The sequence below is a fragment of the Cupriavidus sp. 05T42 genome, assembly GCF_056396345.1.
Window position 1 is genome coordinate 250,584 of record NZ_JBFTLH010000007.1, and the last position, 22,439, is coordinate 273,022.

General features: G+C 69.1%; 21 protein-coding genes. 2 read left to right on the forward strand and 19 right to left on the reverse strand.

The window, feature by feature from the left end:
• Positions 1-55 precede the first annotated feature (55 nt).
• The gene (locus AC1EJR_RS12420) at positions 56-1,531 is read right to left on the reverse strand and encodes an SLC13 family permease (protein ID WP_477113203.1); all 1,476 of its coding nucleotides are present in this window, start codon (positions 1,529-1,531) and stop codon (positions 56-58) included.
• A 152-nt stretch (positions 1,532-1,683) separates the two neighbouring features.
• Complete coding sequence (alkB, locus tag AC1EJR_RS12425) at positions 1,684-2,346, reverse strand: DNA oxidative demethylase AlkB (protein ID WP_477113204.1); 663 nt, start codon at positions 2,344-2,346, stop codon at positions 1,684-1,686.
• A 236-nt stretch (positions 2,347-2,582) separates the two neighbouring features.
• Here alkB and AC1EJR_RS12430 point away from each other — a divergent pair, with 236 nt between their 5' ends.
• Positions 2,583-3,578, forward strand: a complete 996-nt coding sequence (locus AC1EJR_RS12430) for a glycoside hydrolase family protein (RefSeq protein ID WP_477147131.1) — start codon at positions 2,583-2,585, stop codon at positions 3,576-3,578.
• 7 nt (positions 3,579-3,585) lie between these two features.
• Here AC1EJR_RS12430 and AC1EJR_RS12435 read toward each other — a convergent pair whose 3' ends face one another.
• From AC1EJR_RS12435 to fliF, 7 genes are all read right to left on the reverse strand, one after another.
• Positions 3,586-4,641 (reverse strand): alpha/beta fold hydrolase, encoded by a 1,056-nt coding sequence (locus tag AC1EJR_RS12435; protein ID WP_092295494.1) that lies wholly within the window; start codon positions 4,639-4,641, stop codon positions 3,586-3,588.
• A gap of 211 nt (positions 4,642-4,852) precedes the next feature.
• A complete protein-coding gene (locus AC1EJR_RS12440) occupies positions 4,853-6,424 on the reverse strand; it encodes a flagellar hook-length control protein FliK (protein WP_477147132.1) in 1,572 nt (523 codons plus the stop codon).
• A 15-nt stretch (positions 6,425-6,439) separates the two neighbouring features.
• Positions 6,440-6,892, reverse strand: a complete 453-nt coding sequence (gene fliJ, locus AC1EJR_RS12445; protein ID WP_092295488.1) for a flagellar export protein FliJ — start codon at positions 6,890-6,892, stop codon at positions 6,440-6,442.
• Positions 6,885-8,366: a flagellar protein export ATPase FliI gene (gene fliI, locus AC1EJR_RS12450; RefSeq protein WP_477113207.1), complete on the reverse strand. Its 1,482-nt coding sequence runs from the start codon at positions 8,364-8,366 to the stop codon at positions 6,885-6,887. The genes fliJ and fliI overlap by 8 nt, the downstream gene beginning before the upstream one ends.
• On the reverse strand, positions 8,359-9,189 hold the full coding sequence (gene fliH, locus AC1EJR_RS12455) for a flagellar assembly protein FliH (RefSeq protein WP_092295485.1): 831 nt from the start codon (positions 9,187-9,189) through the stop codon (positions 8,359-8,361). Before fliH ends, fliI begins: the two co-directional genes overlap by 8 nt.
• Entirely contained in the window at positions 9,176-10,189 is a 1,014-nt protein-coding gene (fliG, locus tag AC1EJR_RS12460) for a flagellar motor switch protein FliG (RefSeq protein ID WP_092295482.1), read from the reverse strand. Before fliG ends, fliH begins: the two co-directional genes overlap by 14 nt.
• On the reverse strand, positions 10,173-11,855 hold the full coding sequence (gene fliF / locus AC1EJR_RS12465) for a flagellar basal-body MS-ring/collar protein FliF (RefSeq protein WP_477147133.1): 1,683 nt from the start codon (positions 11,853-11,855) through the stop codon (positions 10,173-10,175). The genes fliG and fliF overlap by 17 nt, the downstream gene beginning before the upstream one ends.
• A gap of 354 nt (positions 11,856-12,209) precedes the next feature.
• Here fliF and fliE point away from each other — a divergent pair, with 354 nt between their 5' ends.
• Positions 12,210-12,530: a flagellar hook-basal body complex protein FliE gene (fliE, locus tag AC1EJR_RS12470; protein ID WP_092295476.1), complete on the forward strand. Its 321-nt coding sequence runs from the start codon at positions 12,210-12,212 to the stop codon at positions 12,528-12,530.
• 103 nt (positions 12,531-12,633) lie between these two features.
• Here the strand turns inward: fliE and AC1EJR_RS12475 are convergent, their stop codons facing one another.
• The 10 genes from AC1EJR_RS12475 to fliK all read right to left on the reverse strand — a co-directional run.
• Positions 12,634-13,287, reverse strand: coding sequence for an LbetaH domain-containing protein (locus AC1EJR_RS12475; RefSeq protein WP_441645399.1), 654 nt, complete (start codon positions 13,285-13,287; stop codon positions 12,634-12,636).
• Positions 13,278-14,087 carry an NAD-dependent epimerase/dehydratase family protein gene (locus tag AC1EJR_RS12480; RefSeq protein ID WP_477110014.1) on the reverse strand — a complete coding sequence of 270 codons (810 nt, stop codon included), beginning with the start codon at positions 14,085-14,087 and terminating at the stop codon, positions 13,278-13,280. Before AC1EJR_RS12480 ends, AC1EJR_RS12475 begins: the two co-directional genes overlap by 10 nt.
• An 18-nt stretch (positions 14,088-14,105) precedes the next feature.
• Positions 14,106-15,176, reverse strand: coding sequence for an FkbM family methyltransferase (locus tag AC1EJR_RS12485; protein ID WP_477147134.1), 1,071 nt, complete (start codon positions 15,174-15,176; stop codon positions 14,106-14,108).
• 43 nt (positions 15,177-15,219) lie between these two features.
• Entirely contained in the window at positions 15,220-15,765 is a 546-nt protein-coding gene (rfbC, locus tag AC1EJR_RS12490; protein WP_092295467.1) for a dTDP-4-dehydrorhamnose 3,5-epimerase, read from the reverse strand.
• Positions 15,762-17,015 (reverse strand): class I SAM-dependent methyltransferase, encoded by a 1,254-nt coding sequence (locus tag AC1EJR_RS12495; protein ID WP_092295464.1) that lies wholly within the window; start codon positions 17,013-17,015, stop codon positions 15,762-15,764. Before AC1EJR_RS12495 ends, rfbC begins: the two co-directional genes overlap by 4 nt.
• On the reverse strand, positions 17,012-18,094 hold the full coding sequence (gene rfbG / locus AC1EJR_RS12500) for a CDP-glucose 4,6-dehydratase (protein ID WP_092295461.1): 1,083 nt from the start codon (positions 18,092-18,094) through the stop codon (positions 17,012-17,014). The genes AC1EJR_RS12495 and rfbG overlap by 4 nt, the downstream gene beginning before the upstream one ends.
• Positions 18,094-18,864 carry a glucose-1-phosphate cytidylyltransferase gene (rfbF, locus tag AC1EJR_RS12505; RefSeq protein ID WP_092295458.1) on the reverse strand — a complete coding sequence of 257 codons (771 nt, stop codon included), beginning with the start codon at positions 18,862-18,864 and terminating at the stop codon, positions 18,094-18,096. The genes rfbG and rfbF overlap by 1 nt, the downstream gene beginning before the upstream one ends.
• On the reverse strand, positions 18,861-21,107 hold the full coding sequence (locus AC1EJR_RS12510) for an O-linked N-acetylglucosamine transferase, SPINDLY family protein (RefSeq protein WP_477147135.1): 2,247 nt from the start codon (positions 21,105-21,107) through the stop codon (positions 18,861-18,863). Before AC1EJR_RS12510 ends, rfbF begins: the two co-directional genes overlap by 4 nt.
• Before the next feature lie 181 nt (positions 21,108-21,288).
• A complete protein-coding gene (locus AC1EJR_RS12515) occupies positions 21,289-21,585 on the reverse strand; it encodes an EscU/YscU/HrcU family type III secretion system export apparatus switch protein (protein ID WP_092295452.1) in 297 nt (98 codons plus the stop codon).
• On the reverse strand, positions 21,582-22,439 hold an 858-nt coding region (gene fliK / locus AC1EJR_RS12520; RefSeq protein ID WP_477147136.1), incomplete at its 5' end, for a flagellar hook-length control protein FliK. The genes fliK and AC1EJR_RS12515, both read right to left, overlap by 4 nt.

The following is a 22,439-nucleotide window of genomic DNA, read 5'->3' on the forward strand; positions in this document are numbered from 1 at the left end:
CGCCTGCCGGCAAACGGCGCGCCGCGATGTCAGCCGAATCCCACAGGGGGTTTGGTTACGGCAGGTAGCCCAGCACGCGCCACCAGAGGTAATCCAGCGGCAGCAGCACCACCACCGTGATGGCCGCCAGCGCCAGGCACAGCCGCGTGCCGTGCCGCAGGCCCACGCCGCCCAGCTGCATGGCGATGACGATGGGCGGCGACTGGTAGGGGAAGAACACCGTCGAGAACACCGGTACCTGCAACATCAGCACCGTTTCCAGCGGCAGGCCGGTGGCGGTGGCCAGGTCGCGCGCCAGCGGCGTCATCACGGCGGGGAGCGCGGGCAGCGTCGACATCAGCCCGAGCACGGCGCCCATGGCGCCCAGCGCGCCGACATTGCCGGCGGTGTGGCCCGGCGCCAGCGGCAGCCAGTGCAGCAGCGCTGCGCTGATGGCCGTGCCGAGGCCGGTGTGCTCGACCACCGCGCCCAGGCCGAGGAAGCCGGCCACGTAGAGCAGTGGCACCAGATGCACCTGCTCGGTCAGCGCCTTGGGCGAGACCAGCCCGATGCCGGGCAGCAGGCAGACGATGCACGCCGCCAGCGAGATCCAGGCGGGCGAGATACCGTGCCAGGCGTCCGTGGCGAACGCGGCCACGGCCAGCGCCAGCAGCACCGCGAGCAGCGTTTCGGGCTTGCTCATGGCCGTGCGCGCGGTGGCCGGCTGCGGCGTCATCGCCGCCGTTTCCGGGAACAGCTTGCAGACCAGCCAGACCAGCACCACGGTCTTCAGCGCGCCAAGCACCGGGAAATGCAGCAACAGGTAGCTGCCATAGCTCAGGTTGATGCCATAGAGCGAATTGGCCGCGCCGAGCAGCACGCTGTTGGGAATGTTGGCCGGCAGGATCGACGTGGGCGGCATGTAGCTGGCCGCCGCCACGGTCAGCACCATGCCGATGCGCCCGTTCGAACCGGGCCGGAAGCCGAGGCGGTCCGACAGCGCCAGCACGATCGGCATCAACAGCAGCACCCGGCCCGTGGTGGACGGCATCAGGAACGCCAGCCCCACCGCGCTCATGGCCACCGTGGCAATCACCTGCGGATAGGTGTTGACGCGCTTGTGGAAGATGATGTCCGCCAGCCGCAGCGCCAGCCCCGTGCCGCGCAGCGCCACGCCGGTCACTGCGCCGCCGAACATCAGCCACCAGGCTGTGGACGTGAAGCCGGAGAAGACCACCGGCGCGGGCGCAATGTGGAGGACCACTGCGCACAGGAAGAACAGCAGCGTGGCGGTCGGTTCGGGCAGTGCGCCGGTGGCCCAGCAGCACACGGTGGAGACCACCAGCGCGCCGGCCCAGATCAGCGCCGGCGGGGCCCCGGCGGCCTGGCCGGCGATCCAGACCGCGGCGATGCTGGCCGCGATCAGCAGGGCGGCGCGGATGGAGTCGGCGGGGCGGCCGGTGAATTGCGGGGCGGGGGTGGGTGCCGGTTTGACGGCGGGATCGGCGGCGGGATTGGCGGCGGGATTGGCGGGGGTCGAATCGGCAGGCATCGCGGGTGTCTCTCGGAGGCCGGTCGCGCGATTGTTGACGTCTGGCGCCGGCAGCCATTTGTCGTGGTGCCGTATCGTACTGCACGCCGCAAGGCCCGTGCTGGATGCGCAACTTGTCCCGGCGCGAGGATTTGTCGCTTGTGTTTTCCCGCTCAGCGTGTCTTGCGGAAGGTCAGGTTGATGCGCGTGCGCCCGGTGAGTGCGTGATCGTCATCGGCCAGCGGCGCAATGCCGTGGAAGACCAGCCGCGACGGGCCGCCCCACACCACTACGTCGCCATGGGCGAGCCGGATGCGCGCCGGCTTGTCGGCGCGGCGCAGGCCGCCCCAGAGGAAGGTGGCGGGCAGGCCGAGCGAGACCGAGACGATGGGCGCGCGCAGGTCCAGTTCGTCGCGGTCCTGATGGAGCGAGAGCCGCGTGCCGGGCAGGTAGCGGTTGATCAGGCAGGCATCGGGCGCGAAGCCCGGATAGCCGGCGCTGGCGGCGGCGCGCTCGGCCAGCGCGCGGAACACCTCGGGCATGGGCGGCCACGGCGCGCCGGAATCGGGGTCGACGGGGTCGTAGCGGTAACCGGTGCGGTCCGAGACCCATCCCGCCTCGCCGCAGTTGGTCATGGCCACGGACATGCGCAGCCCGCCGGGGGTGATCAGGTGGCGGAACGGGGCCTGTGCGCTGACCTGCTCGACGGTGGCCAGCAGGCTGCTATCGACATCCCGCGCAAAACCACGCAGCACCACGGCGCCCGGGCCAAGCGGCTCGGAGGCGGGCGGGGTGTCGGGGTCGGCGGGCAGGGCGTCGAAGAGATCGAAAGTCATGATGAGGTGAGGCGGGGCATGCCGATGATAGCGGCTCGCCGGGATGCCGGGTGGCGGGGCGTGCAACGCGTTCACGCTATCTGGGTGCCATCGCGCATCGACCAGCGTTGTAAATGGGCAAACCGGCACGGATTCCGAGTGCGCTTCCGTTATCATCCGCGAGTCCTGTCAAGGGACGGTAGCGCGGATCGACAAAAACATAGCGCGCACGGGAATAACCAGAAGGGGTCAATACGATGGAAACCAAGCAATTCGCGCCATGGCGCGGGATGACACTTGTCCGGCGCTTGCTGGGCGCGGGACTGATCGCCGGCATGCTGGCACTGGCCGCCTGTGGCGGCGGGGGCGAGGAGGCGACCAACGGCTCGCCTGGCGCCGGGGCGCCGCTGACGCCGTCCAACCCACAGGTGYCGCAAGTGCCGCCGGTGACCCCGGGGGACCCCGGCACGCCCGGCGTGACCAAGAGCGCCAAGCGCGGGGTGGCCTACGATCTGGTCAGCGCGCAGGACTTCGCGGCGCTCGCGCCGGGGGTGTCCTGGTGGTACAACTGGGCCGCCAAGCCCAACGGCACGGCGCCCGCCGATGCCACCACCAAGTACAGCATGGACTTCATCCCCATGCTCTGGAACGACAACTTCAACGACGCCGCCATCGAAGCCTGGCTGCTGGCCAATCCGCGCGTGAAGTACCTGCTGCTGATGAACGAGCCGAACCTCACCGATCAGGCCAACCTGACCCCGGCGCAGGCGGCCACCGTCTGGCCGCGCTACGAGGCCATCGCCGCCCATACCGGCGTCAAGCTGGTCGGCCCGACCATCACCTGGGGCACCATGCCCGGCTACCAGGACCCGGTGATCTGGATGGACGCGTTCTACGCCGCCTATCGCACCGCCAACGGCAACCGCGACCCGCGCATCGACTACCTGGCCTTCCACTGGTACGACTACGGCCTCGGCGGCCAGCTCGACCGGCTGATGAAGTACAACAAGCCGTTCTGGGTGACCGAGTTCGCCAACTGGCACAGCAACGCCGACGGCGCCCAGATCGACACCCTCGAGAAACAGAAACAGCAGATGAAGGAAATGGTCGCCATCTGCGAACAACGCGCCGACGTGTTCCGCTACGCCTGGTTCACCGGCCGCTGGAACAACGACATGCACTTCACCAGCCTGCTCGGCGGCGATGGGCAACTGACGGAACTGGGCAAGTACTACATCGAGCTGCCGTTCTGAGCGAGGATTACCTCGGCCGCGCCATCCCCTCCAGCAACGCCTTATGGAACGCCGCCGGGTCCTGCATCTGGGGGGCGTGGCCGAGTTCGGGGAATTCCACCAGCGTGGTGTTCGGAATGGCCTTGGCAGTGATTTTGGCCAGTTCGGGGTAGCGGCCGAGCTTGGCCTGGACCTCTGGCGGGGCGGCGTCCTTGGCGATGGCGGTGGTGTCCTTGTCGCCGATCAGCAGGAGGGTCGGGGCCTGGATCGCGCCCATTTCGTAGACCACGGGCTGGGTGTAGATCATGTCGTACAGCAGGGCCGAATTCCACGCCACGGTCTGCTTGCCCGGGCCGCGGTTGAGGCCGGCGAGCATCTGCACCCACGGTTCGTAGTCGGCGCGCCATTGGCCCGCGTAGTACGTGGCCTTCTCATAGTTGCGGATGCGGTCGGCCGTGGTGGCCAGTTCGCGCGTGTACCACTGGTCCACGGAGAGCGGCGGCACGCCCTTGGCTTTCCAGTCTTCGAGCCCGATCGGGTTGACCAGCACGAGCTGCTGCGTCTCGCGCGGGTACATCAGCGCGTAGCGCATCGCCAGCATGCCGCCCGTGGAATGGCCCATGACCGTCACGTTGCTGACGCCGATGGATGCCAGCAGGTCGTGCGTGTTGCGGGCGAGTTGCTGGAAGGTGTACTGGTAGCGCGCCGGCTTGGTCGACTTGCAGAAGCCGATCTGGTCCGGCGCGATCACGCGGTAGCCGGCGCCGCTGAGCTGGTGGATGGTTTCCTGCCAGGTGGCGGCGCAGAAGTTCTTGCCGTGGAGCAGGACCACCGCGCGGCCGTTGGGCTTCTCGGGTTTGATGTCGAGAAAGGCCATCTGCATGGCTTCGCCCTGGGAGGTGAAGCGGTAGCGCTGGACCGGGGCGGGGTAGTCGAAGCCTTCGAGTTCGGGGCCGTAGGCGGGGCCGCTATCGGCAGTCGGCGCGGATGCAGCGGCATCGGCGGCGTGGGCGAGCGGCGCGGCGAATGCAGAGAACGCGGCGACAGTCGCAGCGGCAAGCAGGGTCTGGCGGAGCAGGGACATGGCGGGGGCGGGGTGCGAGGAAGAGACAGGATCGTCGCACAACTGACCGCCCCGCGTGCGGGGAAGTTCCGGACGGCGGCGGGCGTGCAGGCGCTGCCCCTCTCCCCCGGCCCCTCTCCCGCAAGCGGGCGAGGGGAGCAAACCCGCGGTGTTCTCCCCTCTCCCTCTKGGAGAGGGGCTGGGGGAGAGGGCAGGCGTCTGCAGTACCCGATCAGGCGAATGTATCGACTTCGCCGCGCGCCAGCGGGCGCGGGGTGCGGGGGGCGGGCGTAGCGGCCACGGCGGGTGGCGTGTCCTTGCCGAAGCCGGTGGTCTGGGCGAAGGCGCTGCCGCCGTTGGACTGGCGCTGCGGTTGCTGCTGGCCGCCGTTGCCGGCCTGGGCGAAGCCGTCCGAGCCGACCGATGCCTGGCCGAGCTGGATGCCCGCTTCGGCCATCGACGTCCGCAGGTGCGGCAGCGCGGCTTCCACGGCGGCGCGTACGGCCTGATGCGGCGACACGAACTGCGCCTGCGCCTGATCGTTCACCACGTTCAGCACCACCTTCAGCGGGCCGAGGTTGGGCGGGTTGAGATCGAGTTCGGCGGTCTGGTTGCCTTGCGTGGACAGGCGCACCATCTGCTGGCCGAGGGCCTGCGCCCACTGGCTGTCGCCGACGTTCGGCGCGACGGCCGGACKCGCGGCGGCTGCGGCGGCCGCTGCCGGCGTGGCATGCACGGCAGCCTGCGCGGCGATGGCCGAGGCCAGCGTGGCGGCGCTGCTGGCATTCGTGGCGCCGGTATCGGCCGATTCGCCGGTACGCGCCGCAGCCGCAGCGGCGGCAAACGGGTTGGCGGCCGGGGCGTTGGCGTTCGGCGCGGGGGCGGCTTGCAGTGCCGGCTGGGCCGTCTGGCCGAGGCTCGACTGCTGGCTGCCGGACTGGCCACCCGTGTGGCTGCCCGACTGGCCGTGCGCGTCCTGCGCGCCGGCGACCGGCACCTGCTGCGTGGCGGCGGCGATCTTGTCGGCGGTGGTCGGTGCGGTGCCCTGGAGCGCGGCGCGCTGCTGGGCGATGGTCGCCAGCGTGTCGGCCGGGCTCGGCGTGGACGCCTTGGCGGTGGCGTCGGCGGTGGCCGTGGCCGGCAGTTGCGCCAGCGGGTCGGTCTGGGCCGGGGCGGCGGCATCGCCAGCCGCTGCGGCGGCTTGTGCGGCTTGTGCGGCCTGTGCGGCCTGTGCGGCGGCTTGCGCGGCAGCCTGGCCGGTCAGCGTGGCCGGGCCATTGAGACCATTGAGACCGTTCACGCCATTCATACCATTCAGGCCAGCGAGGCTGTTCAGCCCGGTGGGGTCGGCAGCGGTCTTGTCGGTCGGGGCCGGTTGCTGGGGCAGCGGTTGCAGCAGCATCGCGGCGGCCAGCGCGGCGGCAGCGGCGGCGGCGTCAGAGGCCACAGTGCTGTCTTCGCCGTTCTCGGCATCCTGCGTGGTGTCCGTGGCGGCATCGGCCTTGCCGGTGGTCTTCCCGTCGGCATCCTTGGCCGGGCGCGTATTGGCCTGCGCCGTCTGGGTGTCGCCCTTGTTCTGCGTCGATGGTTCGGCCGACTTGTCCTTGGCTGCCGTGTCCCTGGCGTCCGCCTTGTTGCCGGACGGCTTGGCGGGCACGCGCACGGCGGGCTGGCCGCTCTCGCGCGCGCGGGTCAGCGCGTCCTTGAACGCATTCGCTTCGGCGCTGGCGCGGGCGTCGCCGGCCGTGCCGGAGGTCGGGGTCTTCAGGCCGGCGTTGCCGACGAGCTGGCTGATATCGATCATGTTCTTGTTGGCAGGTTAGTTCTGGCCGCTGGCCGGCTGGCGGGCCATGCGGGCGGCGTATTCGTCAGTGGAACGCTGCTCGCGCCGCGCGGAGACCTGCTGCTCGCGCACTTCGGCGCGGGTGATCAGCGTGTCGAACGAGTTCTGGCGGCGCTTCTGCTGCTGCCAGTTGGCACGGCCAGCCAGCAGGTCGGCCTCGGCCTTGGCCAGCGCGCTGGTCTGCTGGCGGATGGCGTGGTCGAGCGAGTCGAGAAAGCGCGAGAAGTCCTGCCAGCGCCCCGAGGTCATGCCCTCCGCCGCGATGGCCTGCATGCGCGTGCGGTACTCGTGACGGTATTCGGTCAGCGCCAGGAGCTGCTGCTCGGCCTGCGTGCGCAGCCCCTGCAGCCGGCCCAGCTCGCGCGTGGCCTTGTCCGTGTTGTCCTGGGCCAGTTCGGCCAGCGTGTTGAGCGGGGTGGGCTTAGCCATGGTGCGTCCTCTCGAAGAGATCGTGCAGGCGGGCGATGGAACCCTCGTAGTCCGCGCGCTCGTGGATGTCCTGTTGCAGGAACGACTCCATGCGCGGGTGCATGCGGATTGCGAGGTCCAGTTCCGGATCGTTGCCGGGCACGTAGGCGCCCACGCTGATCAGGTCACGGTTGCGCTGGTAGCGCGACATCAGTTGCTTGAAGCGCCGCACGGAGGCGAACTGCGGCGGCTCGATCAGCGCGGTCATGGCGCGGCTGATCGAGGCTTCCACGTCGATGGCCGGATAGTGGCCGCTCTCGGCCAGGCTCCGCGACAGCACGATGTGGCCGTCCAGAATCGCGCGGGCGGAATCGGCGATGGGGTCCTGCTGGTCATCGCCCTCGGTCAGCACGGTGTAGAAGGCGGTGATGGAGCCGCCGCCCTCGGGGCCGTTGCCGGTGCGCTCCACCAGCGTGGGCAGCTTGGCGAACACCGAAGGCGGATAGCCCTTGGTGGCGGGCGGTTCGCCGATGGCCAGCGCGATCTCGCGCTGGGCCATCGCGTAACGGGTGAGCGAGTCCATGATCAGCAGCACGTGCTGGCCCTGGTCGCGGAAATATTCGGCGAGGCGCGTGGCGTAGGCGGCACCCTGCATGCGCAGCAGCGGCGAGGTATCGGCCGGCGCGGCCACCACGACCGAGCGCTTGCGGCCCTCTTCGCCCAGGATGTTCTCGATGAAGTCCTTCACTTCGCGGCCGCGTTCGCCGATCAGGCCGACCACGATCACGTCGGCGCTGGTGTAGCGGGCCATCATGCCCAGCAGCACGGACTTACCCACGCCGGAGCCGGCGAACAGGCCCATGCGCTGGCCGCGTCCCACGGTCAGCATGCCGTTGATGGCGCGCACGCCCGTGTCCAGCACGGTTTCGATCGGGGCGCGCATCAGCGGGTTGATCTGCTGGCCGGCCAGCGGGACTTCGGTGGCGGCGGTGATCGGGCCGAGGCCGTCGAGCGGACGACCGGCGGCGTCGAGCACGCGGCCCAGCAGGCCGTGGCCTACCGGCAGGCGCTTCGAGCCGGGTTCGCGCGGCGAAGCCATGCCGGACGGTTGCGGCGACGGTTCGAGCGGATAGACACGGGCGCCCGGCACCAGGCCGGCCACGTCCGATTGCGGCATCAGGTAGAGGCGGTCGGCGCCAAAGCCGACCACTTCGGCCTCGGCCGTGCGCGGGCCGCCATGGGCGTGCTGCGTGCCCGGCAGTTCGATCAGGCAGTCGCTGCCCACCGGCATGCGCAGCCCCACGGCTTCCAGCACGAGCCCGGCGGCGCGCGTCAGGCGGCCGCAGGCGCGCTTGCTGTCCACCTCGGCGATACCTGCCGAGGCGCCGGTCAGCGCGTCGCGCCAGCGCGCGGTGTGCAGCGCGGCAGAAGCGACATCGGCGGGTGCCGACGGGGGCATCGGCTGGGCCGGCGCGGCGGGCTGGGCGTCATGCATGCGGGGGCTCCCACGGGTCGTTGCGGCCCAGGGCCTTGATCACACGGCTCCAGCGGGTGGCCAGGCTGGCGTCCAGTTCGCCGCTGGCGGCGCTGGCGATGCAGCCGCCGCGCGCCACGGTGGCGTCGGCGCGCACGGTCCAGCCGGCGGCTTCCAGTTCGCCGGCCAGGTGGGTTTCCACCAGCGACACGTCTTCGGGATTCAGCAGCAGGCAGGGCGAGCCGGACAGCCGCGGCTCGGCCGCCAGCAGTTCGCGCGCGGCGGGTAGCAGCGCGGCGGGATCGGTCTCCATGGTCTTGCGGACCAGCTGGCGGGCCACATCGAGGGCCAGGCCGACCAGTGCGTCGGCAATCTCGGTATCCACGCGGCCAAGCGCGTCGCGGAAGTTGCCGGCCAGCTCCTGCAGCCGGGCGGCTTCATTGCGGGCCGATTCCAGACCGCGCGCATAGCCTTCGCGGTGGCCGTCGCCATAACCCTGGGTCTGGCCCTGGGTGTAGCCCTGCGCATAGCCTTCCTTGCGGGCGCCTTCGCGCATCGCATGCAGGGCTTCGAAATCGATGGACGGCGGGGGCGGCGGTTCGGCGGGGAGCTGGACGGACTCAAGCGCCCGCTTCAGCGCGTCGCGCGGGTCCAGCGACACCATCTGCCAGCGCTGCCAGGCGTCCCCGCGCGAGCGGGCGCGCACCGGGCTGGGCGGCTCGAACGCGCTGAAGTTGTCGAACGGGTCGCTGGCACCGGCGCCACTGCCATTGCCGATGCTGGTGCCGGTGTCGCCGCGGGCAGGCCCGCGGCTGGCGGCAAAGCCGCGCTCAAACGTAGGCATCGTCGCCTCCGCCAATCTGGATTTCGCCCGATTCCGCCAGGCGTCTCACCACCTGCAGGATGGCCTTCTGCTCGGCCTCCACCTGCGACACACGCACTGGTCCCAGCGCTTCCAGGTCTTCGCGCAGCATCTCGCCGGCACGGGTGGACATGTTGCGGATGAACTTGTCGCGCAGTTCCTGCTGGGCACCCTTGAGCGCCACGATGAGCGATTCGGTAGCCACTTCCTTGAGCACGCGCTGGATGCCGCGGTCGTCCACTTCCAGCAGGTTCTCGAACAGGAACATCTCGTCGATGATCTTCTGGGCCAGGTCGGTGTCGTGCGTKCGCACGCCGTCGATGACCGCTTCCTCGTGGGCCGTGCTCATCAGGTTGATGATCTCGGCCGCCGTGCGGACGCCGCCCATGCGGCTGCGCTTCAGGCTCTGGCCGGCCAGCAGCTTGGTCAGCACGTCGGTCAGCTCCTGCAGCGCGCCCGGCTGCACGCCGCCGAACGTGGCGATCCGCAGGATCACGTCGTTGCGCAGGCGGTCCGTGAAGAAGCCCAGCACTTCGGACGACTTCTGGCGGTCCAGGTGGATCAGGATGGTAGCGATGATCTGCGGGTGCTCGTCCTTGATCAGCTCGGCCACCGAGGTGGCGTCCATCCAGTTCAGGGAGTCGATGCCGCCGCCCGGATCGCGCGATTCCAGGATGTCCTCGATCACGGACAGCGCGCGTTCCTCGCCCAGCGCCTTGTTCAGCACGCTCTTGATGAACGAGCTGGAGTCCACGTTCAGCGCCAGGTACTGCTCGGTCTCGCCGCGGAACTCGGCCAGCACCTCGGCCATTTCCTCGCGCGTCACCGACGACAGGTTGGCCATCGCCGAACCCAGCCCCTGCACTTCACGGGGCGACAGATGCTTGAAAACCTCGGCGGCAGCGTCCTCGCCAATCGCCATCATCAGGATGGCGCTCTTCTGCAGGCCCTGTTCGGGCATTCCCTTACTGGCGTTCGTCATGGGCCATCCAATTCTTGATTACGCTGGCGACCAGGCGCGGGTCGCGTTGCGCGGCGTCGCGCACCAGGGCGAGATCGCTTTCGTACTTCGCGGCCAGGCGCAGGACTTCCGGATTCTGGGCTTCTTCCGGCGGCAGGAGCACGGCCTCGCTGGCTTCCGTCGTCTCGGAGGGCGCGGGCAGCGGCGGCGCGGTGTACTTGCGCAGCACCGGACGCGCCACCTTGAACCACAGGAACATCGCCAGGATGGCCAGCAGCAGGTAGCCGACGCCGGTCTTGGCCAGGTCGATCATCTGCGGTTGCTTCCACAGCGGCAGCTCGGGTTCCTTCTCCGCGTTGTCGGTGAACGGGCTGTTGACCACGTTCAGCGAGTCGCCGCGGTCGGCCGAGTAGCCCATCGCTTCCTTGGTCAGATTCTCGATCTGGGCCAGTTCCTTGGCGGACAGCGCCTCGGTCACCGGCTTGCCCTTGGCATCGAGCTTCTGGCGGTAGTTCACGACCACGGCCACCGACAGGCGCTTCACGCCGCCCGGAGCCTGCTGCACGTKACGCACCACGCGGTCCACCTCGTAGTTGGTGGTGGCGTCGCGGCGGCTGGTGCTCGGGCCGGTCTTCTCGGCGGTCTGCGTGGCCTGGTTCGCGTTGGCCTGGGCCGGCGGATTGGGCTGGCCCGGCTGGCGCGGCGGCTGCGGCGTGGTCACCGGGGCCACGGCGGCGGCCGGCGGCTGGTTCGACAGCGCGCCCGGCACGCCGCCCACGGGGGTGGCGCCCTGCGTGCTCGACTCGCTGGTCTGCTGGCTGCGGATGACCGCCTTGGTCGGGTCCTGGTTCGGCTTGTAGCTTTCGTCGGTGTGCTCGACGGACGAGAAGTCCACGTCCGCGGTGACCTGGGCGTGGACGTTGTCCTTGCCGAGGATCGGCGCGAGGATGGCTTCCACGCGCTTGACGTAGTTCTGTTCCACCTGCTGCACGAACTTGAGCTGGCTGGCATCCAGCGAGCGGTCGTTGGTGCCGGAGAGCAGGTTGCCGTGCTGGTCGACGATGGATATCGACTTCGGCGTGAGTTCGGGCACGCTGGACGAAACCAGGTGGCTGATGGCGGCGACCTGGCCTTCATCGACGGCGCGGCCCGGGTAGAGCTGCAGCACGATCGACGCGGTGGGCTTCTGGCGCTCGCGCACGAACAGGGTGGGCTTGGGGATGGCCAGGTGCACGCGGGCCGACTGCACGGCGCCGATCGACTCGATCGAGCGGGCGAGTTCGCCTTCCAGGCCACGCTGGTAGTTGACCTGTTCGGCAAACTGGCTGATGCCGAACTTCTGGTTGTCCATCAGCTCCATGCCGGTGTTGCCGCTCTTCGGCAGGCCCTGGCTGGCCAGCTTGAGGCGCATTTCGTGCACCTTGTCAGCCGGCACCATCAGCGCACCGCCGCCTTCGGCGAACTTGTACGGCACGTTCATCTGCTGGAGGGAGGCCACCACGGCGCCGCCGTCGCGCTCGGACAGGTTGCTGTACAGCACCTTGTAGTCCGGCGTGCGCGACCACATCACGCCCACGGCGATGGCCGCGACCAGTGCCGCCCCGCCCAGCATCATGGGCAGGCGCGGATTGGCCTTGAGCTTGTCGACCAGTGCCGCGCCGTTCGGCAGGGTAGCTGCCGCGTTCATGCGCGCGACTCCGGCGCGGCAGGGTTAGTCCTGCCCTTGCCACTTTCGCCTTGGCTGCCGTTAATCATTTCGGCTTGGCTCACATTACGCTGCTGAAAAAACACGCGCACTCCCCGCTGGTTKATAACAGGCCGGGGCGGTGCGTCGATACGCTTGGATCCGCCAGATCCGGCACGGTAGCGATGATCGGCCAGAAGGCTGATGGACAATCGGCTGAATAGGCTAGGTTTTCCCGCCGAATTMATCCTTTGGGCCGGGAGCGGGGGTGGGTACAGTGCGAGCACTGAAAACGGACTGCGTGTGATGTATCAGGCGCGTTGCTCCGGAAACCCCTCTCACAGAACCGGACGCGTCATGACGATCTCCTCGATTGAAGGCATGCTCCAGCAACTGCGCGGCCTGGCGCAGGTGGCTGGCGGCGGCAGCACCAACCAGGCCCCGGCGGCCTCCACCGAAGGCTTCGCGGGCGAACTGCAACGCTCCATGCAACGCCTGAACGCCGTGCAGGACCGCGCCTACGGCCAGGCCGAAGCCTTCGAAATGGGCAAGCCCGGCGTGGCCCTGAACGACGTGATGATCGACATGCAGAAAGCCAACGTGTCGTTCCAGACCGCCGTCCAGGTCCGCAACCGCCTGGCGGCGGCGTACCAGGAAATGATGAATATGCCGGTTTGATGGCAGTTCTCCGACCCGTGCAGCGGTTGGGGCGTGGGTCGGGAACGACAAAAAGGCCATGTTGCGCTGCCGCGACATGGCCTTTTTGCCGTCTGTCACCCCCTCAGACCCTGAAATACTCCGTCGCCGCCCGCTCGTAGGCGGGCTTGCAGATCAGGTCGCCGGCGTCGCCGGCGTAGACCAGGCAGTCGCCCGGGGTGTCGCGGTTCAGCACGCTGACGCCCTGCGAGATCACCGAGCCGTTGCGGACGTGGCTGCGGCCGATGATGGCGGTGTTGGGGTACATGACCACGCCGTCGCCGATGACCGGGGCCACGCCGTGGTTCTTGCCCACGGTGGAGTTCTGGTACAGGACGAGGTAGTTGCCGTAGGTGGCCTTGGCCAGCACGATGCCGACGGAGTGGCCGATGAAGAACACCTCGGGCATCTCGATCTCGTAGAACAGGTCGATCGCGTTGAGGGCCTTGTTGAGCAGGAACAGCTTGGTGCAGGCCTCGCCGTGGCGCTCATTGCGCCAGATCGTGTTCGAGAGGTAGTACAGGTACTGGCAGTACTGCGACGAGTGCAGGTAGTTGAACTGGCCGGGGCGCCACATGCGCACGGCGTCGATGCAGTGGCCCACGCGGGTCAGGGCCTCGTCCATGTGCCGGGACACCACGGGCAGCAGCGCCGCGTGGCGGCCGTCCGGCACCAGGTTGGCCACCTGGGCGCAGGTGTAGGCGGCCAGCGACTCGCGGGTATGGCCGATCAGTTCCATGGCTTGATCCCCTCCAGATAGCTCGCCACAACGTCGCGTACGTCGCGCGGGGCCACGCCGAGGCCGCGCAGTGCCTCGGTGCTGCACACGGCGGCCCGTTGCACGGGCGAGGCGCGGGTCAGCCCGATGTCCCAGCCGAGCCGGTTGAAGACCTCGGCCAACTCGCCGTTGGACACATTGGCGCCGCTGGCCAGGTTGAAGATGCCGCTCGCGCCGCCCGTGGACATCGCGGTCAGTGCGCCGACCACGTCGTCCAGGTGGATGTAGTCGCGCACGAAGCCGGCGTCGCTGTCGAGCGTGAACGCGCGCTCGGTGGCGGCCCGGATCAGCCATTCGGACAGGAAGCCCGGCGCTTCGGGCGCCCAGTCGAACACGCACGAGAGCCGCGCCACGGCGGCGCGGCCGGCGGCCACGGTCAGGCAAAGGTTCTCGCCCAGCCCCTTCGACAGGTCGTACAGCGCGCGCGGGCTGGCAGGTTGCAGCGTCAGCGCGGCGGCTTCGTCGCCCACGGGCAGCTGCGAGGTGTCGTAGAGTCGCGTGGAAGACAGGTAGACCAGATGCGCGAAGCGGTTCGCGCGCAGCACATCGGCCAGCAGCGAGACGTGCGCCGTGACGGTGTCGAACGGGCGCGCCGCGAAGTCGGCCGTCAGGCCGGCGCAGTAATACACATGGCCCAGGTCCCGGGTGAAGAGCGCGCGGTCGCCGCGCGCGGGCACCCAGACCTCATGGCCGGCACGCCGCAGCGTGTCCGCCAGGCGGCGGCCGACAAAGCCGGCCCCGCCGATCACCGTACAGCGCATTGCTTTCCTCGGTGTCGATCAGTTGACGGGATGGTGGAGCGCCGGGTCACGGTGCCACAGCAGCTTGGGGCTCACGCCCGGCACGACCGCGAAGTCCTTGCCCGCCAGCAGCGCCGGGTCCTTCACGGCCACCATGTTGAAGCCGTGCGCCGGGCCTTCCAGGTAGACCTGGTCCACCGGCACCAGCTCCACGGGGCGGCCTTCCATGTTCACGTTCGAGTTGAAGTCGCGCACGGCGTAGACCTGGTAGCCGAAGCCGGTGAGCATGCGGATGATCTCGGCGTTCTGCAGGCCGGCGCTCCAGTCCACGTAGTGGCGGTGCACTTCGAACACGAGGTTCGGGGCTTCGCCGGCCGGGCGGGCCAGCTGCTTCGCCGCGCCCTTGAACACGTTCAGTTCGGCGCCTTCGATGTCGAGCATGATCAGGCCGAGCTTGTCCACGTTCTGCTGGGCGCAGTATTCGTCGATGGTGATCGTCGAGAAGCTGTCGTCATCGGCGGGGCCGTCGGTGTGCTCGGCATGGGCGAATGAGTCGTGGCCCACCAGGCGTAGTTGCGTGGTGCTGTCCGACCACAGGCCCAGGCGCCAGCTTCGGATGTTCTCCACGTGGTTCAGCGAGGCGTTGTTGCGCAGCATGCCGAGCTGGTCGGCATTCGGCTCGAACGCGTGGCAGGTGCCGCCGGCCTGCGCCAGGCGGCGCGCCATCAGGATCACCTGGTCGCCGAAGTAGGCGCCCCCCACCACGGCATGGCCGCCGCGCTMGCACAGCTTCAGCAGCAGCTTGGTGGTCTGCGGCTCCCACACGTGGTCCGGCTGCGGCGGCGTGCTCATCAGGAAGTCGCGCGCGATCTTGGTGCGGTACAGGAATTCGAACACCGTGCCGTCGGCCAGCGTCTTGCGCAGGCGCGACTGCTCGTTGTACATGGCGTCGACGATCGGGCCGGTAATGTCGTCACGCACGCTGCCTTCGTAGGCGTCCAGGTCTTGCTCGATGCTCTTGCACAGGGCGATGACCTTGTCGCGGGCGGCGGCGCTGCCGCCCACCGTGCGCAGGGCGTCGGACAGCTTTTGCAGATGTTCAGTCGTCATGGGTGGCTCCGCTTGGATTGTCAGGATCGAATAAAAGGGGTTGTCAATGCTCGCCAAGCCCGGCGAGCAGGGGAAGCGCCAGGTCCTTCGCGGAGACCATGCGGTCCGCGCAGTCTGGCCAGTCAATGCCGATGGCGGGGTCGTCCCAGCGTACGCCGGCACTGCTGCCGGGCGCGAACGGCACCGTCATCTGGTAGAACACCTCGGAGAGCGCCGTGCGGGTCTGGAACCCGTGTGCGACGCCCTTCGGGATGTAGATCGCCCGCTGGTTGTCCGCCGACAGCTCCACGGCCTGCCATTGCAGGTAGGTGGTGGACGCGCGGCGCAGGTCGAGGATCACGTCGTACACCGCGCCGGTGGTCACGCGCACGAGCTTGTCCTCGGCATGCGCGCCGGTCTGGAAGTGCATGCCGCGCAGGATGCCGGCGCGCGTGTTGCGCGAGACGCTCTGCTGCACGAAGTGCGCGTCGAGGCCGTGCTCGGCGAACGCCGCCACGCAGACCGTGCGCGCGAAAAAGCCTCGCGCGTCGGGCAGCGGTTCGGGGTCCACCAGCCAGGCGCCGGCGATGCGGGTCGGGGTGAAGATCACGGCAGGACCACGGTATCGGGAATGGGCACCACGAAGCGGCCGCCCCAGGCGCGGATGCCGGCCATCTGCTCGATCACCTCGTCCTTGATGTTCCACGGCAGGATCACCAGGTAGTCGGGCCGGCTGGCGTAGATGGAATCGGGCGAGCGCACCGGAATGCGCGTGCCGGGCAGCAGCTTGTTCTGCTTGGCCGGGTTGCGGTCCACCACGTACTCGATCAGGTCGGCGTCGATGCCGCAGTAGTTCAGCAGTGTGTTGCCCTTGGCGGCGGCGCCGTAGGCGGCCACGCGCTTGCCGGCGCGGCGCGCCTCGATCAGGAAGGCCAGCAGGTCGCGCTTGGCCTGGCGCACGCGCTCGGCAAAGCGGGCGTAGCGGTCCGGCGAAGTCAGGCCGCCGGCGACCTCCTCATCCAGGCAGGCCTGCACGGCCGGCGTGGTGGCGCGGCGCGAGGCCTGGTGGCAGGCAAACAGGCGCAGGCTGCCGCCGTGCGTGGGCAGGTGCTCGATGTCGAACACGCGCAGCCCGGCGCGGGCGAGGATCGGCACCAGCGCCGTCAGCGACAGGTAGGAATAGTGCTCGTGGTACAGCGTGTCGAACTGGTTCTGTTCGAGCAGGCGCAGCAGGTGCGGGAACTCGAGCGTGATCACGCCTTCCGGCTTCAGCACGATCGGCATGCCGCCCACGAAGTCGTTGATGTCCGGCACGTGGGCCAGCACGTTGTTGCCGAGCAGCAGGTCCACCTCCCAGCCTTCCACGCGCAGCGCGCGCGCGGTGCGCTCGCCGAAGAACAGCTCGCGGCTGTCGATGCCCTTGGCGCGCGCGGCTTCGCCGGTATTGGCGGAAGGCTCGATGCCMAGGCACGGCACGCCGTTCTGGTGAAAGTACTGGAGCAGGTAGCCGTCGTTGCTGGCGAGCTCCATCACGCTGCTCGCCGGTGTCAGGTCGAAGCGCTCGGTCATCGCCGTCACGTAGCGGCGGGCGTGTTCGAGCCACGAGGTGGAGAACGACGAGAAGTAGACGTAGTCGTCGTGGAAATGGGTTTCCGCCGGCGTGGCGTCGCGCAGCTGCACGAGCCAGCACTTGTGGCACACCATGGCGTGCAGCGGATAGAACATCTCGCCCTGTGCGATGTGCTCCGGCCGGATGAAGGCATTGGAGACCGGCGACAGGCCGAGGTCCACGACGGTTTGCGTCAGCGGTGCGCCGCAGGCGCGGCAGCAGGGGGTAGGAGCGGTGGCAGCAGTGGTCATGCGCAGAATTGCTCGATCTGTTGTTCGGTGATGGCGCGGGCCTGGCCCGGCTCGTGCTGGACGGTGCGATACCAGCGTGCGGTGGCGGCCAGCGCCTCGTCCAGCGTCCAGCGCGATTGCCAGCCCAGCAGCGTGTGCGCCTGGGAGGAATCGAGGTACAGGTTGCGGGCCTCGTGCGGCGCAGCGCCCGGTGGCGGGCAATGCGCCCACTGGAGTTCCGGCCAGTGTTGCTGCAATCCGCCCAGCACGCGCGCTACCGGGAGGTTGTCGCGCGCTTCCGGGCCAAAGTTGAAGGCGGTGGCCAGCGCGGCGTCGCCGGCCAGCAGCCGGGCGCCCAGCAGCAGGTAGCCGTGCAGCGCTTCCAGCACGTGCTGCCACGGCCGCGTCGCCTGTGGGCTGCGGATCTCAAGCGTGGCGCTACGGGCGGCAGCGCGCGCGGCGTCGGGAATCAGGCGGTCCTCGGACCAGTCGCCGCCGCCGATCACATTGCCGGCGCGCGCGGTGGCGAGCAGCACGCCACGCTCGGCCAGGAACGACTTGCGATAGCTGGCGGCCACGAGTTCGGTGCCGGCCTTGCTCGCGCTATAGGGGTCATGGCCGCCGAGCGGATCGGTCTCGCGGTAGCCCCAGAGCCATTCCTTGTTGTCGTAGCACTTGTCGGTGGTGACCACGATGACCGCGCGCACGGACGGGCAGGTGCGCACCGCGTCGAGCAGGTTGACCGTGCCCATGACGTTGGTGGACCACGTCTCGGCCGGGTCGCGGTAGCTCGCGCGCACGAGCGGCTGCGCCGCCAGGTGCAGCACGATCTCGGGTTCGGCCGCGTGCAGCGCGCGCGTGAGCGCGGCGGCATCGCGGACATCGCCCACCGTATGCTGCGCKAGCGCCGGCGCCACGCGCGCGGCGTCGAACAGGCTCGGCGTGGTGTTCGGGGCGAGGGCGTAGCCGCTGACGCGCGCATCCAGCCGCGCGAGCAGCAGCGCCAGCCAGGCGCCCTTGAAACCGGTGTGCCCGGTCACGAAGACGCGCCGGCCTGCGAAGGCGGAAAGCGCCGCCGACGGGGAAGCAGTCGACACCATTACCAGCGCTTCCAGGGCGCCTTGCCGGATTGCCAGAGGTCTTCCAGCAGGTTCTTCTCGCGCAGCGTGTCCATCGGCTGCCAGAAACCGGTATGTTCGAACGCGGCCATCTGGCCGGAGCGGGCGAGTTGGCGCATCGGCGCTTCTTCCCAGCTCGTGGTGTCGTCCGGAATCAGGTCGAGCACTTCCGGGTGCAGGATGAAGAACCCGCCGTTGATCCACGCGCCATCGCCGCGCGGCTTCTCGGTGAAGCCGCACACCTTGTCGTTGTCGCGCTCGAGCGCGCCGTAGCGGCCCGGCGGCTGCACGGCGGCCACGGTGGCACGGCGGCCGTGCTCGCGGTGGAACGCGATCTCGGCCGTGATGTCGATGTCGGACACGCCGTCGCCGTAGGTGAAGCAGAACGGCTCTCCGGGCGTCAGGTACTCGCGCACGCGGCGCAGGCGGCCGCCGGTCATCGAGTCCTCGCCGGTATCGACCAGCGTCACGCTCCACGGCTCGGCCTTGCGGTGGTGCACGGCCATGCGGTTCTCGCGCATGTCGAACGTGACGTCGGACATGTGCAGGAAGTAGTTGGCGAAGTATTCCTTGATGACGTAGCCCTTGTAGCCCAGGCAGATCACGAACTCGTTCACGCCGTGCGCCGAGTACATCTTCATGATGTGCCAGAGGATGGGCTTGCCGCCGATCTCGATCATCGGCTTCGGCCGCAGGTGCGATTCCTCGGAGATGCGGGTGCCCAGGCCCCCGGCCAGGATGACGGCCTTCATGCTGCCACCTCCTCGGCGGCGGCTTCGGGGGCGGCCTGCGTAGCCACCTCGATGCCGATCACCTCGAACACGGTAGGCGGTGGGGAGGCTTCCAGCACTTCCAGCGCCAGGCCGAACTGCTCGTCCAGCAACTGGGCGAGCGCGGACTTGTCCAGGCCGAGTTCGTCGAGCCAGAGCGCCAGCTTGCGGTACAGCGGCAGCGCGTACGGGCGCATGCCGATGGCTTCCACCAGCAGGTCGATGGCCGCGTCAGCCTCGCCGTTGTGGTACTTGAATTCGGCCAGGCCGTAGGCCACCACCCAGTTGCGGTACCAGGTGGACGTCAGGTTCTCCAGCACGTTGAGCAGCGGCACCCATTCCTTCAGGTGGATGTGAGCGGCCACCGACATCACGAGGTCCTCGGCGGGATACCACGCGCCGGCGAAGAACAGGCCGGAGCGGCGCGGTTCGGTGCGGGCGGGAATCGGCTTGGTCTCGCTGCAGATCTCGGTCAACTGGTCCTCGAACCAGGCGGCGAAGCGCTGCGCGTCGAACATCTCGCTCTGCTCGGCACGCGGACGGATCGACATGCGGATCTMGTTGAGCTGCTGCACGTCCGAAGCCAGGGCACAGGCCACGTCGACGTACTGGGCCTCGGTCTCGCAGATCAGGTCGTCCAGGCCGGCGGCGTGCAGGAACGGGGCCGACACGCGCTGGTGGAAGGTGTCGCCGGAGAAGGTCACCACGGGCACGCCCATCCAGATGGCGTCGCAGGTGGTGGTGCCGCCGGTGACGGGCGCGGTGTCCAGCGCGATGTCGATGCGGTTGTAGGTCACGTACTGCGCGGCGCCGTCACGGTTGATCAGCTCCACACGGCTGGTGTCGATGCCATGGGCGACCATGCGCTCGTAGAGCATCTCGCGCACGTTGTCGCGGTCGCAGCCGGTGGCTTCCACCAGCATGCGGGCGTTCGGGCAGCGTGCCAGCACGGCGCTCCACAGCCGCATGGTCTTGGGACCCAGCTTGGCGATGGTGTTGCACGAGCCAAACGTGATGTAGCCGTTGTTCAGCGCCGGGGTCGGCTGCACGCGGAACTGCGGGTCGTAGATCTTCAGCGGGTTGGTGACGATCGGGTGGTAGGCGCTGAACACCGGCGCACGGAGCAGTGTTTCCGTGTAGTTGTGGTCGAAGCCCTCCGGATCKGCGGTCCAGTCGGTCACGCGGTACTCGATCTGTTCCATGCCGGTGGTGCCGGGGTAGCCCAGCCACGTCAGCTGCTTCGGGGCCAGGCGGTGGACCATGTAGGTCAGCGGCGAGGCGCCCGTGTAGCCGCCCAGGTCGATCATCACGTCGCAGCGCTGCGCGCGCACGGCCTTGACCACCTCGGCCTCGGACATCCTGTAGAGGTCGTGGAAGCCTTCCGCGTAGACGCGGATCTTCCTGGTGATGTTGTCGTTGACGTTCGACAGCGAGAACAGGTGCACCTCGAAGCGCGTGCGGTCCAGGTTGGCGATCAGCGGGATCAGGAAGTAGGCGCAGGCATGGCGGCGCAAGTCGTTCGACAGGATGCCGATGCGGATCCGCTCGCCCTGGCTGGCCTGCAAGGCCGGGGCTTCGACGGGCGTGCGGGCCAGCGTGCGGGCCCAGTCGGTGGCCTCGCGGCGCAGTTCCTMGGCGCCGATGGTTTCGTCGTAGAGCAGCGAGAACAGCAGGTTGGAGCGGTTCACGCGCTGCAGCGGGTCCAGCGCGCAGGCGCGGCGGAACACCGGAATGGCTTCGATGGTGCTGCCCGATTCGCGCAGCGCCGAGGCGTAGTTGCCCACCGCCACCGGGTCGTTCGGCAGCAGCGCGGCGGCTTTCTCGCCGGCCAGGCGGGCGCCGTAATAGTCGCCGGTATAGAACATGGCCGTGCCGAGCACCTGCCACAGATGGGCCGAGCCAGGCTGGAGTTCCAGGCTGCGCTGGAGCAGCGGAATGCCGGCGGCGTAGTTTTCCAGTGCCACGTCGAGCGCGCCGACCAGGCCCAGGAAGCCCGGATGGTTCGGGAAGCGCTTCATGCCGGCTTCCGCCAGCCGCTTGGCTTCCTCGCTATGGTTCATGCCGGACAGGCACAGCGATTCGATGTAATACGGTTCGGGGAGCGTGCCGGCGCTGCGCTTGGCGGCGCGGGCGAGCTTCAGCGCTTCCGCATACTTGCTGGCGTTGTAGGCAGTCCAGGCCTGCTGGATCGTCCGCTGCGCGGGACTCGAAACGTTCTTGGTCATGGCGTTGTGCTTTGCAAAGGCGCGGTGTCAGCCCGGACAGCAGACGGGCTGATCGATGCATGCACAGTAACAAGGGACGTTCCGCGCCATCGGCCGGAACACGGGCCGAAATTGGCGCTATTTCAGCGGGGGTGCCGTTTTCGGCGCCTCGGGGACCGGGTCAGATGAGGGTCAGGCGGGGTCAGGTGAGGGCCGGAAGGGATGCCGCCGCATCCGGCTGCTCCATCCGGTGCAGCCAGACCAGCAACTCGGCCACGGCTACATAGAGCTGCGGGGGAATCTGGCTGTCGAGGTCCACCTGCATCAGCAGGTTGACCAGCGCCGGGGAGCCGTGCACGTAGACGCCGGCCTCGCGGGCACGCGCGATGATGGCTTCGGCGGACAGGCCGTAGCCCTTGGCCACCACGCGCGGGGCCTTGTCGGCGGACTGGTAGGAGAGCGCGACGGCGGCGCCGCGGTTCGGATCGTTCTCGCTCATGACTGGGCTGCGGGAATGGCGTCCAGGCGCGCTTCCACCTCGGTGGCTGCGCTGACGTTGAGGTTCAGCAGGGAGATGCCGTGGGCTTCGAGCTGGCCGCGGAAGTCAGCGCCTGCTTCGGCCAGACGGCCAGCGGTGGCGCGGTCATCGGCCACCAGTCGCGCTTCCAGACCGTGCGCGCCGAGAGTCAGCACGGCATCGACATGCCCGAGCCGGGGCAGATCCAGCCGCAGCCGGGTGCTCCAGGTCGCGGCATCTGCCGAGGTAGGCGAGTGCTCACCTTGCTGCTCGCGCGTGACTTCCCAGTCCATCGGCATGCCGGGCCAGGCTTCCACGGTCCAGCGGAACTGCTGCGTGGCGAGCAGCTCGAGCTGGTGGCGCACCACGCCTTCGCTGGCCGGGTGGACTGGCGGGCCGACGTCTGGCTGCGGCGCGGCGGCGGGCTGGTCGGGCGCATTCCAGCTGGCGATGATCGCCGCGCGCTGGGCCTGGGCGATATGGTGGCCTTCGTGCGACACCTCGGCCGTGATCTGGTAAGCATGCGCCGCCGCATTGGCGTGCGCGGCACGGCGCTGTTCGGCGGCCGGTGTCGAGGGCGTGGCCTGGCCGGGCGTGGCGCCGGCGGGCTGGCCCGGTTGGCCGGCCTGGCTCCCTGCGTCGGCGCCATGGCCGCGCGCTGGCTGCGCCGGTACGCCGGTAGTCAGCGGAAAGATGGTCGGGCGCGTCAGTTCTGCCAGGATCGMGGMGCTCGGGGCCTGCGCGGGCGCGGCGGGCGGGCCGCCATAGGGCAGCAGCGCCACCGGCGCACCGGCGCCGGGCGCGGGCTGCTGCGGTGGCGTCGCGGCGGGCGGGGC

Bases quoted from the DNA above. Each gene is read 5' to 3' on its own strand.
- AC1EJR_RS12420 (WP_477113203.1), bottom strand. From the start codon at position 1,531: ATGCCTGCCGATTCGACCCCCGCCAATCCCGCCGCCAATCCCGCCGCC.
- alkB (WP_477113204.1), bottom strand. From the start codon at position 2,346: ATGACTTTCGATCTCTTCGACGCCCTGCCCGCCGACCCCGACACCCCG.
- AC1EJR_RS12435 (WP_092295494.1), bottom strand. From the start codon at position 4,641: ATGTCCCTGCTCCGCCAGACCCTGCTTGCCGCTGCGACTGTCGCCGCG.
- fliJ (WP_092295488.1), bottom strand. From the start codon at position 6,892: ATGGCTAAGCCCACCCCGCTCAACACGCTGGCCGAACTGGCCCAGGAC.
- fliI (WP_477113207.1), bottom strand. From the start codon at position 8,366: ATGCATGACGCCCAGCCCGCCGCGCCGGCCCAGCCGATGCCCCCGTCG.
- fliH (WP_092295485.1), bottom strand. From the start codon at position 9,189: ATGCCTACGTTTGAGCGCGGCTTTGCCGCCAGCCGCGGGCCTGCCCGC.
- fliE (WP_092295476.1), top strand. From the start codon at position 12,210: ATGACGATCTCCTCGATTGAAGGCATGCTCCAGCAACTGCGCGGCCTG.
- AC1EJR_RS12475 (WP_441645399.1), bottom strand. From the start codon at position 13,287: ATGGAACTGATCGGCCATACCCGCGAGTCGCTGGCCGCCTACACCTGC.
- AC1EJR_RS12480 (WP_477110014.1), bottom strand. From the start codon at position 14,087: ATGCGCTGTACGGTGATCGGCGGGGCCGGCTTTGTCGGCCGCCGCCTG.
- rfbF (WP_092295458.1), bottom strand. From the start codon at position 18,864: ATGAAGGCCGTCATCCTGGCCGGGGGCCTGGGCACCCGCATCTCCGAG.
- AC1EJR_RS12515 (WP_092295452.1), bottom strand. From the start codon at position 21,585: ATGAGCGAGAACGATCCGAACCGCGGCGCCGCCGTCGCGCTCTCCTAC.